The organism is Frankia sp. CcCS3 (genome assembly GCF_977927575.1).
Genome location: NZ_CDWRCL010000074.1, coordinates 1 through 14,442, shown reverse-complemented (window position 1 = coordinate 14,442; position 14,442 = coordinate 1). Strand labels below are relative to the sequence as shown.

Annotated in this window: 14 protein-coding genes; 3 read left to right on the top strand and 11 right to left on the bottom strand. The window is 73.0% G+C overall.

Annotated elements, in window-relative coordinates; all coding sequences use genetic code 11:
- Nucleotides 1–200 precede the first annotated feature (200 nt).
- Nucleotides 201–455: a hypothetical protein gene (locus AC08OQ_RS09115; protein ID WP_462203269.1), complete on the top strand. Its 255-nt coding sequence runs from the start codon at nt 201–203 to the stop codon at nt 453–455.
- A gap of 56 nt (nt 456–511) precedes the next feature.
- On the opposite strand, the gene hypE is transcribed toward AC08OQ_RS09115, so the two are convergent.
- From hypE to AC08OQ_RS09070, 9 genes are all read right to left on the bottom strand, one after another.
- The gene (gene hypE, locus AC08OQ_RS09110) at nt 512–1,573 is read right to left on the bottom strand and encodes a hydrogenase expression/formation protein HypE (RefSeq protein ID WP_476601352.1); all 1,062 of its coding nucleotides are present in this window, start codon (nt 1,571–1,573) and stop codon (nt 512–514) included.
- Nucleotides 1,566–2,672: a hydrogenase formation protein HypD gene (hypD, locus tag AC08OQ_RS09105; RefSeq protein WP_476601351.1), complete on the bottom strand. Its 1,107-nt coding sequence runs from the start codon at nt 2,670–2,672 to the stop codon at nt 1,566–1,568. The genes hypE and hypD overlap by 8 nt, the downstream gene beginning before the upstream one ends.
- The gene (locus AC08OQ_RS09100; protein WP_462185812.1) at nt 2,669–2,950 is read right to left on the bottom strand and encodes a HypC/HybG/HupF family hydrogenase formation chaperone; all 282 of its coding nucleotides are present in this window, start codon (nt 2,948–2,950) and stop codon (nt 2,669–2,671) included. The genes hypD and AC08OQ_RS09100 overlap by 4 nt, the downstream gene beginning before the upstream one ends.
- Before the next feature lie 4 nt (nt 2,951–2,954).
- The gene (gene hypF, locus AC08OQ_RS09095) at nt 2,955–5,477 is read right to left on the bottom strand and encodes a carbamoyltransferase HypF (RefSeq protein WP_476601350.1); all 2,523 of its coding nucleotides are present in this window, start codon (nt 5,475–5,477) and stop codon (nt 2,955–2,957) included.
- Nucleotides 5,474–6,682: an NHL repeat-containing protein gene (locus AC08OQ_RS09090; RefSeq protein ID WP_476601349.1), complete on the bottom strand. Its 1,209-nt coding sequence runs from the start codon at nt 6,680–6,682 to the stop codon at nt 5,474–5,476. Before AC08OQ_RS09090 ends, hypF begins: the two co-directional genes overlap by 4 nt.
- Nucleotides 6,679–7,929, bottom strand: coding sequence for a hypothetical protein (locus tag AC08OQ_RS09085; protein WP_476601348.1), 1,251 nt, complete (start codon nt 7,927–7,929; stop codon nt 6,679–6,681). Before AC08OQ_RS09085 ends, AC08OQ_RS09090 begins: the two co-directional genes overlap by 4 nt.
- Nucleotides 7,930–7,969: 40 nt before the next feature.
- A complete protein-coding gene (locus AC08OQ_RS09080; protein WP_476601347.1) occupies nt 7,970–8,536 on the bottom strand; it encodes a hydrogenase maturation protease in 567 nt (188 codons plus the stop codon).
- Between the two features lie 81 nt (nt 8,537–8,617).
- Nucleotides 8,618–10,225, bottom strand: a complete 1,608-nt coding sequence (locus AC08OQ_RS09075; RefSeq protein ID WP_462185807.1) for a nickel-dependent hydrogenase large subunit — start codon at nt 10,223–10,225, stop codon at nt 8,618–8,620.
- A gap of 82 nt (nt 10,226–10,307) precedes the next feature.
- Complete coding sequence (locus AC08OQ_RS09070) at nt 10,308–11,330, bottom strand: NADH-quinone oxidoreductase subunit B family protein (RefSeq protein WP_476595040.1); 1,023 nt, start codon at nt 11,328–11,330, stop codon at nt 10,308–10,310.
- Nucleotides 11,331–11,706: 376 nt separating this feature from the next.
- Here AC08OQ_RS09070 and AC08OQ_RS09065 point away from each other — a divergent pair, with 376 nt between their 5' ends.
- Nucleotides 11,707–12,153: a hydrogenase maturation nickel metallochaperone HypA gene (locus AC08OQ_RS09065; protein ID WP_476600254.1), complete on the top strand. Its 447-nt coding sequence runs from the start codon at nt 11,707–11,709 to the stop codon at nt 12,151–12,153.
- A gap of 96 nt (nt 12,154–12,249) precedes the next feature.
- Nucleotides 12,250–13,053 (top strand): hydrogenase nickel incorporation protein HypB, encoded by an 804-nt coding sequence (hypB, locus tag AC08OQ_RS09060; protein ID WP_476600256.1) that lies wholly within the window; start codon nt 12,250–12,252, stop codon nt 13,051–13,053.
- Between the two features lie 277 nt (nt 13,054–13,330).
- Here the strand turns inward: hypB and AC08OQ_RS09055 are convergent, their stop codons facing one another.
- A complete protein-coding gene (locus AC08OQ_RS09055; protein ID WP_462185804.1) occupies nt 13,331–13,552 on the bottom strand; it encodes a hypothetical protein in 222 nt (73 codons plus the stop codon).
- A gap of 203 nt (nt 13,553–13,755) precedes the next feature.
- A partial coding sequence (locus AC08OQ_RS09050) for a TIGR02679 family protein (protein WP_476611983.1) occupies nt 13,756–14,442 on the bottom strand: 687 nt, incomplete at its 5' end.

The window sequence follows — 14,442 nt, the reverse complement described above, 5'->3', positions numbered from 1 at the left end:
TAAGTCTTGAAGCTGATGCCACGGAGCATGTCGACCGAGAACTGCACCGCACGACTTGGACCGCACGACCTGGACCGGGGTGGGACATGGCGAGGATTCACCGGCTCACCGACGCCACTGTGTGTCCCGGGCGTCCTGCGTGTCGTGTGCGTCCCGGCGACTGGTGTAGCCCGCCCGGCGACCGGCGGCTCCGGCCCGGCGTGACGGCGCCGCAGCCTTGCGACCGGCAGGCCAGGGACAACTGGCGCAAGGGCGGTTGGCAACGCGCCGAGGCCGCCCTCCGTACCGCGCAGCCAGGTGCCGGCGCGTACGCGGTCGTGTTCATCGATGACGCCGGCTCGCCCGCATCGGTTGTCGCGACGTTCCCCGGGCCCATGTCCGCCGAGATGTACGGCAAGATCATTGGAGGTCGGTTCCGGGTCCTCCGGATGGATCCGGCGCATCACGCGCCCTGACCCGCCGATCGTTGGAGCCGATCGTTGGAAAGGTGGGCGCGGCCACGCCGCCGAACTCAGCAGATGCGGGGGAGTTGCTCGCCGAGCGGCCGGTCGACGATGCGGGTTCCCCCGAACGCGGTGCGCCCGACGACCACGCCCGGATGCTCCGTGGTGACCGTGCCGATGGCGGCCGCGTCACGCCCCGCCGGATGCGCCCGCATCGCCGCGAGCGCCGCGTCGGCGTCGGCATCGGCGACGAACGCGACCAGCTTGCCCTCGTTCGCCACGTGCAGCGGGTCGAGGCCGAGGAACCCGCAGGCCGCCGCGACCGCGGGCGGCACCGGCACGGCGCGCTCGGCGAACTCGATGCCCGTCCCGGACGCGGCGGCGATCTCGCACAGCGCGGTCGCGAGGCCACCCCGGGTCGGGTCGCGCAGCGCGTGGACCCCCGGCGCGGCCGCCAGCACCGCCGCGACCAGCCCGTGCAGCGCCGTCGTGTCGGAGCGGACCTCGCCGCCGAACTCCAGCCCGTCGCGCACGCTCAGCACGGCGACACCGTGCTCGCCGACGGGGCCGGAGACGATGACCCGGTCGCCGGGCCTCGCCCGTTCGGGGCGGATGTCCACCTCGGCCGGGACGAGCCCGATGCCGCTGGTGTTCACGTAAAGACCGTCGGCCAGCCCGCGCTCGACGACCTTGGTGTCCCCGGTCGCCAGCCGCACCCCCGCCGCGGCCGCGGCCCGGCCCATCGCCTGCGCCACCCGGCCCAGGACTGCGAGCTCCAGGCCCTCCTCGAGGATGAACCCGGCCGAGAGCGCCACCGGCACCGCGCCGGCACAGGCCAGGTCGTTGATGGTGCCGTGGACCGCGAGTTCGCCGATGGAGCCACCGGGGAAGAACAGCGGGCGCACCACGTACGAGTCGGTGGAGAACGCGAGCCGGGCGCCCGCGACATCCAGGACCGCCGAGTCCGCCGGTGCCCGCGCCACGTCGGTGGTCCCGAACGCGGGCAGGAACAGATGCTCGATCAGCTCGCTCGACAGCACGCCGCCGCCGCCGTGCCCCAGCACCACCTGGTGATGGTCACGCAGCGGAAGTGGGCAGGTCCAACTGGTTGGGTCGACGGGGTCAGCCACGGCCGACCGCCGGGGTCAGCCGCCGGAACTGGAAGTAGGCGGCGCACGCCCCCTCCGCCGAGACCATCGTCGCGCCGAGCGGGGTGCGTGGCGTGCAGGAGGTTCCGAACGCCGGGCACTGTGGCGGTTTGACCAGGCCCTGCAACATCTCGCCGCTGCGGCACTCGGCCGGCTCGGCCACCGTGAGGCCCTCGACGTCGAAGCGGACCTCGGCGTCGAAGTCCCGGTACGCCGCGGACAGCCGCCAACCCGAGTCCGGGATTGTCCCGATTCCCCGCCAGGGCCGGTCACACACCGTGAAAACCTCGGCGAGGATTTCCCGGGCCGCCGGGTTGCCCGCCGGCCGCACCGCCCGCGGGTAGGCGTTCGCGAGTTCTGCCCGCCCCGCCTCGAGCTGCTTGACAGCGTGGCGCACCCCGTCGAGCAGGTCGAGCGGCTCGAAACCGGTGACGACGATCGGTACCCGGTAGGTCGCCACCAACGGCTCGTACTGGGAGGTGCCCATCACCGTGCACACGTGGCCGGCCGCCAGGAACGCCGCCACCCGGTTCGCCGGCGAGGCGAGGACCGCGGTCATCGCCGGCGGCACCAGCACGTGGCTGACAAGTACGGAGAAGTTGCCGAGCTCACGGCGCCGGGCCGCCACCACGGCCATCGCGTTGGCCGGGGCGGTGGTCTCGAAGCCCACCCCGAAGAACACGACCTGGCGGTCCGGGTTCTCCTCGGCGAGGCGGACCGCGTCGAGTGGCGAGTAGACCACCCGGACGTCCCCGCCGCGCGCCCGGACCATGAACAGGTCCGTGCCGCTGCCGGGGACCCGCAGCATGTCCCCGAACGAACAGAAGATCACCTCGCGGTGGGCGGCGATCGCCAGTGCCCGGTCGATCGTCTCCAGCGGCGTGACGCACACCGGGCAGCCGGGGCCGTGGATGAACTCGACCTGGTCCGCGAGGAGCTGGTCGATCCCGTTACGGATGATCGAGTGGGTCTGGCCGCCGCAGACCTCCATGATCGTCCAGCGCCGGGTCGCGGTGGCAATGATCGCATCCAGCAGCCGGCGGGCCAACGCCGGGTCGCGGAACTCCGTCAGGTACCTCACCGGCCCGGCCCGGTCATGCCCGGTCCCGCCGCGCGCGATCCCAGCTCCTCCTCGAGCAGCCCCAGGTCCCGGAACATCGCGAGGGTCTCCCGCGCCGCGGCCTCGTCCACCCTGATCAGCCCGAAGCCGGCATGGATGATCGTGTACTCCCCGACGGTCGCGTCGGGCAGGTAGGCGAGGCACACCGTCTTGGTGACGCCGCCGAAGTCGACGATCGCCATCCGCGTACCGCGGTCGTCCCAGATCTCGATGATCCGGCCCGGTATCCCCAGACACATGCCGTCAGGCTTCCTTCCCGCCGAAGGTCGGCTCCGTCGGGCGGCCCAGCGCCGCGACCGCAGCCTGGCCCAGCGCCAGCCCACCGTCGCCCGGCGGCACCACCCGATGGACGAGTACGTTGAACCCGGCGGTGGCGAGCCGGGCGCGGCAGGCCCGCGTCAGCACCACGTTGGCGAACACACCGCCGGTCAGACCGACCAGGCGGACTCCGTACCGCCGCCGCGCGACCCCCGCGACCTCGGCCACCGCGTCCGCGACCGCCAGATGGAACGCGCCGGCCAGCACCGGCACCGCCACCCCCGCCCGCAGACCGGCGACGATCCCCGCGAGCACCCCCGCCGGGTCGAGGACGCCGTCCGCCAGGCCGAAGGCGAGCCGGCAGGCACCGGCGCCGCCGAGCTCCGCCGCGGTGAGCCCGTCCGCGGCGAGCGCCTCCAGCTCGACGGCGGCCTGCGCCTCGTAGGTGATCCGGTGGCGCACCCCGAGCAGCGACGCCACCGCGTCGAACAGGCGGCCCATGCTCGTGCAGGGCACGCAGGCCACGCCCCGGTCCAGCGCGGTGCGCAGGGTGCGCAACTCCGCCACGGAGCAGGCCCGCACCGGCGCCAGGTCCGCGGTCCAGTCCAGGCCGGCGGCGGCCAGATGGGCGAGCGCGACCCGGTACGGATTGCGGACGGCGGCGTCGCCCCCGGGCAGGCCGATCGGACGCAGGTGCGCGACCCGCTCGGCGCGGGCGACGTCCGGGCCTACCAGCAGCACCTCGCCGCCCCAGATCGTGCCGTCGAGCCCGTAGCCGGTGCCGTCGAACGCGACCCCGAGGATGGTGTCGCCGAGCCTGCCGTGCTCGGCGAGCAGGGCGGCCACATGGGCGTGGTGGTGCTGGACCAGGTGCGGCGACCGGCCGGCGGACCGTGACCCGTAGGTGGAGGCCTGGTTCGCCCCCGCAGCCGGGTTCCCGGCGGCCGCGTCTTCGGCCCCCGTGGCCGCCGCGCGTTCGGCCCAGGCCCGGGTGACGTATCCCGGATGGAGGTCGGCGGCGAGCGTCTCCGGCGCGACGCCGTACAGGTCGGTCAGGTGCGCGGCGGACCGCTCGAAGGCCCCGAGCGCCGCCAGGCTGCCCATGTCACCCAGATGCTGGGACACGAACGCGCGACGGTCCGTGGTGAGGCAGAACGTGCTCTTGCCCTCGCCGCCCACGGCGAGCACCGACCGGACAGGGCGGCCGAGGTCCACCGGCAGCGGAACGTATCCGCGGGAGCGCCGCACCGGCAGCACCTGCCCGTCGTCTCCGTCGTCCCCGTAGCCACAGCGCACCACCGAGTCGTCACACGGCAGGAGGATCGGTCGGTCGTGCCGGAGGAACGCGTCGGCGAGGCCGGCGAGCCGGTCCCGCGCGTCGTCGTCGGCGAAGCAGATGGGCTCGCCCGAACGGTTGCCACTGGTCATCACCAGCATCCGCGGCGGTGGCGGGCCGCCGCCCGGGACCGGCGCGAACAGCAGGTGGTGCACGGGCGTGTACGGCAGCAGCAGCCCCACCAGCGGGGTGCCGGGGGCGACCAGCCGCGATATCCCCGATATCCCCGCCGCGGGCGAGCGGCGGACGAGCACGATCGGAGCGGCTGGCGACGCCAGCAGCGCCGCCTCCGCCGACGACAGGTCGGCCACCAGGGCGGCCGTCGCCAGGTCGCGCACCATCACCGCGAACGGCTTGTCGGGCCGGCCCTTGCGGGCGCGCAGGCGCGCCAGGGCCGTGTCGCCGGCCGTGTCGCCCAGGTCGTTCTCGGCCGAGCAGACCAGGTGGTAGCCGCCGACGCCCTTGACCGCGACCACCGCGCCGGCCGCCAGCGCCCGCTGGGCCGCCGCCAGCGCGGCGTCCGTGCCGTGCACCTCTGGTCCGGTGCCGTCCGCGGGGCTGAACCACAGCTTCGGTCCGCAGGACGGGCAGGCGACGGGTTCGGCGTGGAAACGGCGGTCCGCCGGGTCGGCATACTCCGCCGCGCACCGCGCGCACATCGGGAAACGGGCCATCGTCGTGGCCGCGCGGTCGTACGGCAGCGCGCTGATGATCGTGTACCGCGGGCCGCAGTTGGTGCAGGTGATGAACGGGTGGCGGTGGCGCCGGTCGGTCGGGTCGAACATCTCGCGCAGGCAGTCGGCGCACACCGCGGTGTCCGCGGGCACCAGGGTGCGGTCGCCGGGAACGGTCGCGCCGGCCACGATCCGGAACCCGGCGTCGCCGGCGGTCAACCGGGTCACGCTCGTCACCGTGACGCGCTCGATGTGCGCGAGCGGTGGCGCCTGCGGTTCGAGCCGGCGCAGGAACTCGGCCACCGCCACCTCGTCGCCTTCGACCTCGGCGAACACCGAGGTCGAGTCGTTGCCGACGAATCCCGCGAGCCCGAGGGTGCCCGCGAGCCGGTGGACGTAGGGCCGGAAACCGACGCCCTGGACGACGCCCTCCACCACGACCCGGCGCCGGACCCGGCGCCCGGCCCGCCCGGCCTGCCTGTTCTGCTCTCCGGTCACACCCGCCGCCAGATCATGACCCGGTTGTTGCCCGAGTCCGCCACCGCGAGCCGGTCGCCGCGCACCGAGAGGCCGTACGGCCAGCAGAAGGTGTCGGCTTCGACGCGGGTCCACCGGTTCTCCCCGGTCTCGGCGAACGACGGCTGGCCGAGCACACCGGTCGCAGGCATGGAACTGCGCCGCGGCAGTTCGTCCCACAGCAGGACGCGGTTGTTGGCGGTGTCCGCGACGGCCAGCAGGTGCCCGTCGCTGTCGACGGCGTAGGGGAAGCGCAGGACGTCGGCCCGGCCAGGCGCGTAGGGGAACTCCCCGGAGCAGGCGAGATCGGGCTGGCCGAGCACCAGATCTGCGTCGCTGTCGGCGTCGGGATGGGGGGCCCAGCCGAGCAGCCGGTGGTTGCCGGCGTCCGCGACCAGCAGCCGATCGGCGGTGCCGGCGAGGTCGTGCGGCCACCGGAAGCTGGCCGGCCCGGCCGCGCCGCCACGGTTCTCGTCCCGGCGGGTGGGATCGGGCTGCCCCAGCACCAGGTCGGGTAGCCGGCCGGGTGAGGACGGCAGGCCATCCGACCAGCCCAGGATCCGCCGGTTACCGGTGTCAGCGACGTAGAAGCGCCCACCCACCACGGCCACCCCGAAGGGCCAGTAGAAGGTGTCTGGTCCGCACGGGCCGCCCCGGTTCTCGCGGACGGCGCCGGCGTCCGGCTGCCCGAGCACGAGGTCGGGGGCGGTGTCGGTGACCGTCGGGACCTCGTCCCAGACCAGCACCCGGTGGTGCCAGGCATCGGCGACCACGAGCCTGCCGTCCGTGACGAGTACGCCGGTCGGCAGGCGCAGGCCGCGTTCGGGTCCGCGCCCCGCGGCCGCCGGTCCTTCGCTCGTCGCGTCGGCCTGGCCGAGCACGACGTCGGCGGGGGTGCCGTCGACGGCCGGCAGACCATGCCAGATCAGCACCCGGTGGTTGCCCGAGTCCGCCACCACGAGCAGGTCGTCGCCGAGCCACACCCCGCGCGGCGCGTACAGCCGGGACGCCGACGGCAGAGCCAGCCCGCCGGGCGCCGGGGCGCCGATCCACACCGCCGGTTCCCAGCCCCCCGCCCGGCCGGCCCACCCCGCCTGGCCGGCCCGCCCTGCCCGGCCGGCCTGCCCAGCCCATCCGGTCGGAGTGGTCGGAGTGGCGTCACCGAGTGTTCCGCTGCCGGGCGTCACGTCGACTTCGCGGTGAGCCGGCGGGCGATCTCGTCGAGTACCCCGCGCACGGCCAGGACGGCGTCGGAGTCCCCGAACTCCTCGAAGATCGCCCGCGCCTCGTGCAGCACCGCCTGCGCCGGGTCGAAGAGACCGAGGTGGGCCAGGGCGTTGCCCTGGTTCGCCCGAGCCCGGGCGTAGCCGAGGGGGTCGGCGTCGCGGTCGCGAGCGGCGATGACATCCTGGTAGCGCGCGACCGCCTCCCGCAGGTTGTCCTCCCGATGCGCGGACGGCGCGTAGACCAAGGCGTTGGCCAGGTTGAGCTGGGTGCTGGCCCACCGCTCGGGATGGGTCTCGCGGGTGTAGACGGACAGGGCGGTCCGCAGGCCCTGCACAGCCACGCCGACCCGTAGTTGGTCGGACGCCTGCGCCATCGGCATGGCCAGATATGCCGTGGCGAGGTTGACCTGTGCCGCCGCGAACAGCTCCGGGGCGGTATCGATGCGGACCAGGCGCAGCGCCGAGAGGTAGTGCTCCACCGCGGCCTTCAGGCTCGCCGGATCGTCCCCGGCCAGCTCCTGGTCGGCCGAACCGAGGCTCAGGTGCAGCTCGGCCCGGCCGACCGTGAGGTCGGTGGCGGCCAGCGCGGCGAGCGCCGCCGTCAGCTCTGCGATGACGGCCGGGCTCGGCCCCTCGACTCCGCGACGCAGGTCCGCCGCGGTGGACCTGAGCTGGGCGGCGAGACCGGGGGAGGGCTCCCGCGCTGCGGCGATGGCCCGCTCCAGCAGCCCCGCAGCCTCGCCCGGCCGGCCGGCGGCCATGGCCTGGGCGGCGTGTGCGGACCACACCATTGCCGCGATCTCGCCGGTCTCCCCGCCGGGCGGCGGAGGTTCGTCCAGCTCGCCCAGGGCGAACCGGACCACGTCCACCAGAATCCCCAGCTCGTCGCCGAGCGCCCGGCGCAGTGCCACCGGGTCTTCGGGGTCAGCGCCCGCCGGTCGCAGCACGAAGCGGTTGTAGCGGTCGACCGGGTCATCGCCGCGCAGCTGCCCGACGGCCGCGACGACCTCCCCGCGGTAGGCGAGCTCCAGCGCGGCCAGCTCCGCCGGCCAGGCCGCCGGCACCTTCCCGGCCGCCAGCGTCCGGCGCAGGTCGGCCGTGGCCTCGCCGCCCGGCACGAGCAGGAAACCGGCCGGCAGCGGGAAGACCCCGACGGGCTGCGGGCGCGCGCAGGTCACACCCGTGCCGATGACGTCGTCCTCACCCATGCGCGTCCTCACCCATGCGTCTGGTCATCCATGCGTCTGGTCATCCGTCCGTTCCGCCGGTCCCGGGGGTGAGACCGGCGATGATCATCTCCCGGACCTGTTCCATCGCCCGGCGCACCGCGGGACTGAGATCGGCGCCGGGCTCCACGCCGCCCGCCTCGATGAGGTAGACGACGACGTCGCCCGGATAGCCGTCGCCGAGCAGCCAGCGCCCGAACGCCAGCGCCTGGTCCCAGCGGAAGGCGTGCGGGTGCAGCGCGTCCAGGGGCAGGTTCTCCAGTTGTGCGCCCGGGACCTCGAACACGGTCCCGGGCTTGGCCCCGGTGCGGCTGGCGTCGACGACCACGACCCGGCGTGCGCCGCGCATCGCGAACGCCGTGTCCATCCCGGCGGTCCCCCCGTCGACCAGGCGCACCTCGGCCGGGACGCCCGTCTCAGCGAGCCGGCGGACCAGGATCGGCCCGACCCCGTCGTCACCGCGCAGCAGGTTGCCGCAGCCGATCACGGCCACCTCGCACCCTGGTGGTTCGAAACCGGGCGGATCGACCTGCACCCGCGGCCCGGGCGGGGGTCGCGAGGCGGCACCCGCCTCCCGGTCCCCGGTCATAGGTCACTCCCGGTCATAGGTCACTCCCGGTCATAGGTCACTCCCGGTCATAGGTCACTCCCGGTCATAGGTCGGTCCCGGTCATAGGTTGTCGTTGATGACGAACCTGCTGAGCTCCCGGCCGGTCCTGCCGTCGTAGGCGTGGACCGTGCAGACCAGGCACGAGTCGAAGCTGCGGGCCACGTGGCCGAGCTCGATCGGGTTCTCCGGATCCACGATGGGCGTGCCGACGAGGGCCTGCTCGATGGGACCGGGCGCCTCGGAGCCGTCGCGGGGGCCGATGTTCCAGGCGGTCGGGGTGACCACCTGGTAGTTCGCGATCTTGCCGTCCTCGATGACGATCCAGTCCGAGAGCGAGCCGCGGGCCGCCTCCGTGGAACCGAAGCCGCGCCCTTCGGCGTACTCCACCGGCTTGAGGTGGAACGGCTCGTGCAGGTCCAGCTGGTCGAGCCAGGCCCGCGTCCACTGGTAGTACCTGGCGGCCTCGTGCATCCGGGCCAGCAGACGGACCATCACCGACGGGCCGATGGCCGCCAGGATGTCCCCGAACAACGGGTCGTCGTCCTGGTGGGCACCCGCGCCGGGAGCCGCGGCGGCGACGCGGCGGGCGAGCGGCCCGGCCTCCAACGGCAGGTACCCGTGGTTCGGCACCTCGTACCGGGGTGACTTCGCCCAGCTGTACTTGCCCTGCTCCCGGCCGCGCGCCGGATCGATGGGCCGGGTCTCGCCGTCGAACGGGTGGCGCGCCTCGGTCCCCTCGTAGAACGAGTGGGTGACGTCCTCCCGCACCCGGGCCTGGTCGAACTCGGAGTACTCGCCGCCCGCGTACACCCCGGACCGGCCGATGAGTGCCGCGTTGCGGCCGGAGATGGTCGGCCGGGTGTAGAGGTCGGGGGCGAAGTATGTCCCGGTCGCCAGGTAGTTGCCGACTCCCTGGCCATAGCGGTCCAGGCCGATGCCGAGGCAGTACCGGAGGAAGAAGCCGCAGTCGCTGTCGCGCTGGGCGGGGTTCTCGTCCACCCAGGCGAGCACGTCCTGCCAGGTACGGTTGGCCAGCCATCGCTCCACCGAGCAGCCGAGCCACTGCTTCTCCAGCCAGTTGACCTTCCAGTGTTCCAGGATGGCGATGGAGCGGGTCACGTCCGGCAGCGTCGGCGCGCACATCACCCCGCCGGGCACCATGAAGCTGGAGTGCGGCCACTGCCCGCCGAAGATGGAGTAGACCTCCACCGGCTTGGCCGACAGCACCACCGCCGGGCCGTAGCTGCTGCCGGTGTAGGGCGCGAACCGCCGCACCGCCTCCTCATACAGCGGCGAGGAGGCGTATTTCCGGTTTGTGAGGTCGATGGCGAACAGCGCGTAGAAGCAGCGCGGGATGCTCTGCAACGTCTCGCACGCCTGCGCGATGTTGCGGACCAGCGTCGCGTTGGGCGGCATCTCGGTGCGCCACGCGACGTCCAGCGCGTACGCCGACTTGTACAGGTGGCTGCCCCCGCAGATCCCGCAGATCCGCGGGGTCACGATCAGGCCCGCCTGCGGGTCCTTGCCGCGCAGGATGATCTCAAAGCCCCGGAACATCGCCGCCTCGGTCCACGCCGAGGTGACCACCCCGTCGTCGATCGTGACCCGGACGTCGAGGTCGCCCTCGACGCGCCCCAACGGGCTGACGTTGAGATCGACGGTGGCCATTGGAATCCTCTCTCCTCCCCGTCCGTTCCTCGCGGTCTCCGGTCGGAGCACGCGCGGTCATCGGTCATCGGCTGCCGGGCGGCTAGACGACGAACATGTCCTCCTTCGACCACTGCGGGGCGACTATCCGGGCGGCTGCCGCGTGTGCCAGGTAGCCGAGGTGGCCACTGCCCGCCGGCACCTCCCGTGGAATGAGCCCGCCGACCTTCCGGGTCCTGAAGACCGTGCCGGGGGCGAGGTCGAAGAATGGGAACTCCGGCTCCGTGCACCCGATGCACGGCATGCCGGCGCGGGTCTTCGACGACTGGCGGTTCCACAGGATCCGGTTGCACGGGGAGTGGGTCATCGGGCCGCGGCAGCCGAACTCATAGAACAGGCAGCCCTTGCGGGTCCCGTCCCCGAAAGCCAGGGTCGACTGCTTGTATTCGAAGTACTCTGCCCTGGTGCAGCCGGTCTGAGTGAATGTCGTGAAGAACGTCCGTGGCCGGTGCAGCTCGTCGAGCGCGATGTCGGCGGCCCGGCCAGTGGCCAGCGCCACGATGATCTGCGTGATCCAGTCCGGGTGGGCCGGGCAGCCCGGAATGTTGACGACGGGCAGCCCGGAGCGCGACCGGAAGCCCGGGCCGAGGAAACCGCCGCGTTCACGCTTGTGGAACTGCAGCCCGGTGGAGTCCGTCGGGTTCGGCGCCGTCGCGGGGATCCCGCCCCAGCAGGCGCAGTCCCCGATCGCCACCACCACCTGAGCCTGGGCGGCCAGCTCGCGCACCCAGTCCTGCATGGGCCGCTCGGCGAAGACGTCGAAGCCGCCGCTTCCGTCCGGGCCGCGGATCACCGAACCCTCGAAGACGAAGATGTCGACCGGCCGCTCACCCCGCGCGCAGTCGGTGAACAGCTCCCGGGCCTGGGCGCCGTTCTCCAGCCCCAACGATGGGTGCCAGAGCAGTTCCAGCCCGAAGTCGGTGATCAGGTCGACGACGTTGGGCTCGTCGGCGTTCAGGAAGGACATCGTGTTGCCGCTGCACGCCCCGCCTTGGAACCACAGCACGGATGACATCAGCACTCCCTTCGTCGGACGGGCCGTGGTCGGCACCGCGGTCCGCCGCACCGCCCACCTCCACGAGCGGACCGAGCCCTCCGGCGAGGTGATCAGAAGCCGCTGGGCCGGGTGATCGTCGGGTGGCCCGTCGCCTCACGGAGACGTCCGGCAGAGCAGACGCTATGTCCCCCAACGCCGGACGCCTATCGACAGTGCGCGGAGGCTGCCACCAACGCGCAGTCACCAACGCGCAGTGCGGTTTGGTGAAGCGCACACGACCGGGTGAGAGTGGGGTATGCACCGGCCATCCCAGCCTGCCCTCATCGACGCCCGTGGGGCGAGCGCCGAGGCGCGGCCCGGCGAAGTGGTGAGCCGGTGCGATGCCGGCTCGGGCGGGTCACCGGATCAGGCGGGTCGCCGGAGGGTGCCGGGGGAGGACCGGGCGATGCACGAGCTGTCCGTCTGCCGATCGATCGCGGACGTCGTCACCCGGCACGCGGCCGGTCGGCCGGTCACCCGGGTGCACGTCCGGGTGGGCCAGCTGCGCCAGATCGTGCCGGAAACCCTCGCCTACTGCTGGAAGCTGATGAACGCTGGGCCCCCGGAGAGCGATGGGCCGCCGGGGAACGGCGCCGATCCCCCCGGCGGGCAGGTGCTGGCCGGGTCCGTGCTGGCCGGGTCTGTGCTGGAGGTCGAGAGCGTGCCGGTCAGTGTGTGCTGCCGGGTGTGCGGGACCCGCGGCGAGCTGGCGGACCGGGTGCTGCGCTGCGGCACCTGCGGCGCGGCCGGCGTCACCATCGTCACCGGCGAGGAGTTCCTCGTCACCTCGTTCGAGGTGGCTTCCGACCCGGCGGCTCCCGACCCGGTAGTTCCCGGCACCGTGGAGGCGTGACGCGCGGTGGGTCGCTTCCATCCCCACCCGGAAGGGGGGCATCCCCACCCGGAAGGGGCGCCGCACGAGCACTCGGGTCCGCACTCACCGGCCGGGGTGTCCGTCGGGGACCATTCCGGCTATGGCACCGGGCCCGAACGGGTCGAGGTCCTCGAGCGGATCCTCGGGGAGAACGAGCGGGTCGCGCTGGCGAACCGGGCCGCCTTCGACGCCGCCGGCGTCACGGTGGTGAACCTGATGTCCGCTCCCGGCGCCGGTAAGACCACCCTGCTGGTCGAGACGCTGCGCCGTCTCGGCCCGTATCTGCGGGTCGGGATCATCGAGGGCGACATCGAGACCAGCATCGACGCCGACCGCCTCGACGGGCTCGGCGCGGCGATCGTCCTGATCAACACCGGTAACGGGTTCGGCGGGGAGTGCCACCTGGACGCGCCCATGGTCGCCTCGGCGCTGGGCCGGCTGCCCCTGCGCGACCTCGATCTCGTCGTTATCGAGAACGTCGGCAACCTGGTGTGCCCCGCCGAGTTCGAGGTCGGGGAGGACCTGCGCGCGATGGTGTTCGCCGTCACCGAGGGCGAGGAGAAGCCCCTCAAGTACCCGGTCATGTTCCGCTCGGCCGACCTGGTGCTCGTCAACAAGACGGACCTGCTTCCCCATCTCGACTTCGACCTCGAGGCGTTCCGGAAGAACCTCGCCGACGTCAACCCGGGCGTGGCCGTGCTGGAGGTCAGCGCCCGTACCGGCCAGGGGGTCGACGCCTGGTGCGCGTGGCTGCGCGCCCTACCCGGACAGCGCCCGGAGCCTACGATCGGCGGGGCCGTGCTCGATGACGACGGGGATCCAGCGCGGGCGGGCGCTCGACGACGGGCGCCTGGAAGGCGACGGTCTCGACGTCCGTGACCGCGAAATCGATGATCTCGACATCAGACGGCCCGAAGTCGGGTGCCTGGAAGAGGCGGATCGTCAGAGGCGGGGGCTCCTGCCGCGGCAGAGACCGCGGCGGCTCCGACGCGGAGAAGAGGGGGATCGAGGTGGTGGCGATGAGATGTCTCGCTTTCGGGGTGGGCTGCCGGAGTGGAACGAGGGGTAGGATGTCAGGGCGGTGACAGGCTTGCCCGCGGGACCTTCCGCCGCCTACGTGCCGTCTTCGGGTTCCGCGAATCGAAGCCTCACGGCGTCAGAGACGGGACATCTTGCTGAACGGGCTCAGAATGCGTTCCTGCTGGGAACCGAAATCGACGAGGACGGCGATTTCTTCTTCGACCCCGGTCACCTGGCCGAGGCCGTACCTGTCGTGGGTGACCCGGTCTCCTACGGCGAACCGCTTGCACGGCGGGGTGACCGGGGCCTTGAAGGGGCTGGTGGACAGACGGGGCCTGGGTACCGCTGACTTGGTCATCGCCTCCAGTATGCGCCTGCCGCACCGGGCGCCGCTGCTCGTCGTCGACGAAGACCAGACGATCATCGCTGCTCTCGCCGGCCAGGGCGCCCGGACGAGCGAGGTTGCCGACCTGCTGCCCGCGCGTGTCGCCGGGACTCTACCGGCCGCACCCTTGAGCGCCTGGCCTTCATCTACCGAGTGCTACCGAATGTTACCGAGGGTTATCGGTCGTGTGGGGCGCTGAGGTTGTCGATCAGCTCGGCGAGGACGAGTTCCTCGTCCACTCTGATCGCATGGTGCTCCAGCGCGGGGCGCAGGTCGGGGTCCCAGGCCGCGTCGACCGGCCGGCCAGCCAGCTCGCCGCCGGTCACCGTGGCCAGCGCCGCCTGATAGGACCGGGCGTCGAAACGCCGTGGCCGCCAGCCGATCCGTTCCCGCAGCCCGTTGGCGATGCGGAGGCCGCCCCAGTCGAAGTCGCCGTGGTAGGCGAACCGCGCGCCCTGGCCGGCGAGCGCCGAGAGCAGGCCGATGACGGCGGCCGACGGCTGGCCGTTCACGCACACCAGCGGCGGGGTGCGGCCCGCCAGTTCGTCGGCGGCGCTGGCCAGCACGATCGGATTCTCACACAGGTACACCATTCCGAGGCCCACCCCGAGGTCGCCGCAGTCCTGGCCCGGGCCGACCTGGCGCAGAGTGAGCACGCAGGGCTCCCCCGCCTCACGACAGATGGCCAGGATCCGGCCTGCCGGGCTGTCCGCCCCGCCCGGCAGGCCCAGGCAGAGCACCGTGGACGACAGTTCGTCACGGTGCACCCCGGCAGCGGCCCACGCGGCGCGGCGGCCCGCGGCCGAGCCGTCACCCGCCGGGTGGGATCCGCCCAGTACCCGGGCCGCCGCCAAGGCCAGCGT

Bases quoted from the DNA above. Each gene is read 5' to 3' on its own strand.
- AC08OQ_RS09100 (WP_462185812.1), bottom strand. From the start codon at position 2,950: ATGTGTCTGGGGATACCGGGCCGGATCATCGAGATCTGGGACGACCGC.
- AC08OQ_RS09085 (WP_476601348.1), bottom strand. From the start codon at position 7,929: ATGGGTGAGGACGACGTCATCGGCACGGGTGTGACCTGCGCGCGCCCG.
- AC08OQ_RS09080 (WP_476601347.1), bottom strand. From the start codon at position 8,536: ATGACCGGGGACCGGGAGGCGGGTGCCGCCTCGCGACCCCCGCCCGGG.
- AC08OQ_RS09075 (WP_462185807.1), bottom strand. From the start codon at position 10,225: ATGGCCACCGTCGATCTCAACGTCAGCCCGTTGGGGCGCGTCGAGGGC.
- AC08OQ_RS09065 (WP_476600254.1), top strand. From the start codon at position 11,707: ATGCACGAGCTGTCCGTCTGCCGATCGATCGCGGACGTCGTCACCCGG.
- AC08OQ_RS09055 (WP_462185804.1), bottom strand. From the start codon at position 13,552: ATGACCAAGTCAGCGGTACCCAGGCCCCGTCTGTCCACCAGCCCCTTC.